Source organism: Microbacterium sp. Bi128 (genome assembly GCF_918698205.1).
In genome coordinates this window covers 1-1,881 of the sequence record NZ_CAKKMM010000997.1, presented here as the reverse complement: position 1 = coordinate 1,881, position 1,881 = coordinate 1, and the positions used below count along the sequence as shown (strand labels likewise).

Annotated in this window: 1 protein-coding gene and 1 pseudogene; one reads left to right on the top strand and one right to left on the bottom strand. The window is 68.3% G+C overall.

All coding sequences use genetic code 11. The features are described 5' to 3' along the window. Positions 1–216: pseudogene (locus tag LQV45_RS29005) on the top strand (zinc-binding alcohol dehydrogenase family protein); the annotation flags it as partial. A gap of 56 nt (positions 217–272) precedes the next feature. On the opposite strand, the gene LQV45_RS29000 reads toward LQV45_RS29005, so the two are convergent. After that, the coding region (locus LQV45_RS29000) for a glycosyl hydrolase family 65 protein (protein ID WP_290370343.1) at positions 273–1,881 on the bottom strand (1,609 nt) is incomplete at its 5' end.

Below are 1,881 nucleotides of genomic sequence, written 5' to 3'. Positions count from 1 at the left end.
CTGCACTACGCCGACGAGCTCTTCGAAGAGCGCCAGCTGCGCAGTGTCACAGCCAACACCCGGGCCGACGGCGAGGAGTTCTTCCGGATCGCCGCCGAGATCCCGCTCCGCCCGACCACTGTGGCCTACCCGTTCGAGGCCGCGGACCGGGCCCTGCAAGACCTGGCGGAGGACCGGATCATCGGAGCGGCCGTGCTGCACATGGACACGACATAGCCCGGAACCATCGCAAGCAAGTCACCACGACGTCGCCGGGGACACGCTTCGGCGCGTCAGCCGGGCGTCCCGGCGTCCCGGCGGAACTCGTGCTCCTGGCCCGCCCGGAGCAGCACCTTCTCGACGCCCACCCGCACCAGCACCGGAGCCGCGTCCCCCGGGGCGGCGGACACCCGCAGCCGGTCCGGCCCGAGGTGCACGGACAGCAACTGGTCACGGTAGCGGACCTGGAACTCCACCCGGGACAGCTCGGCCGGCAGCCGCGGGGTGAAGTCCAAGGCGTCCCGGGTGATCCGTAGCCCGGCGAAGCTGCGCTGGACCACGTCGATCGAGCCTGCCATGGCGCCCAAATGGATGCCCGCGCGCGTGGTGCCGCCCTGAGTATCGTCCAGGTCCGTGTCCAAGGCTTCCCGGAATGTCGCCCACGCCCGCTCCGGATCGTGCTGCGCCAGCACCGAGGCATGGGTGACCCGGCTAAGGGTGGAGCCGTGCGCGGTCCGGGCCAGGTAAAAGTCCACGGTGGCCGCGATCTGCGCCGGCTCGACGTCATAGCCCATCCGGCGCAGGAACCCCAGAAGCTGGTCCTCACCCAGGACATACAGGAGCATCAGGACGTCCGCCTGTTTGGCCAGCCGATAGTGGTTGGTGCTGTCCCCTTCGGCTTCGAGAATCAGGTCCAGCCGTTCGATGTTGCGGTAGGCGCGGCGGTAGTGATTCCAGTCGAGTTCCCGCAGGGCGCCGTAACCGTCGAACTGGCTGATGATGCCGCCGTCGTGGAAGGGAACGAACATGCGCCGGCTCCGGTGCGCCCAGGCGTCGATTTCCGTGCCCGTGATTCCCAGCCGTGCCCGGAGTTCCTCCATGTCGAAACCCTGTACTGAATGCATGATCCAGACCGCCTGGTCAATTACCCAGGCCGCCATGATGTTGGTGTAGGCGTTATCGTCCAGGCCGCCGCCGGGGTTGCCCGGGTGGCCGGTGTGGTATTCATCCGGGCCCATGACGCCCTTGATGTGGAACCGGTCCTGGGCGGCGTCGTGCTCCGCCAGGGAGACGAACAGCCTGGCGACGTCCACCACAATCTCGGCGCCGTGCCGGGTCAGCCAGCCCCGGTCCTGGGTTGCTTCGAAGTACTGCCAGGCGTTGTAGGCGACCGCCAGTCCGACATGCCGCTGCAGGCGTGAGTAGTCCGGCATCCAGTGCCCGGAGAGCTTGTTGAACAGGAACTTGGGTGTCTGCTCGGTGCCGTCGCTGCCGCTCTGCCACGGAAAAAGCGCGCCGCGCAGCCCGGCCTTCCGGGCCGCGTCCCGCGCGGTTCCCAGCCGCCGCCAGCGGTAGTCAATCAGCTCGCGGGCCACCGCGGGCAGCCGGGAGTTCAGGACCGGCAAGACGAAGAGTTCATCCCAGAAGATGTGCCCCCGGTAGCCTTCGCCGTGGAGCCCCCGGGCCGGGACCCCGGCATCGAGCTCGGCTGTGTGCGTGGTGAGTGTCTGCAGCAGATGGAAAACGTGAAGGTTCAGGATCAGCTGGGCCTGGGACGTGGCATCGGATTCGATGATGAACGGTGCCAGCAGCAGGCGCCATGCCGCGTCGTGGTCAGCCAGCAGCGCGTCGAACTCCTGGGGTGCGCGCGACAGCACCGCGAGCGCCCCCGAGAGCGGCGAG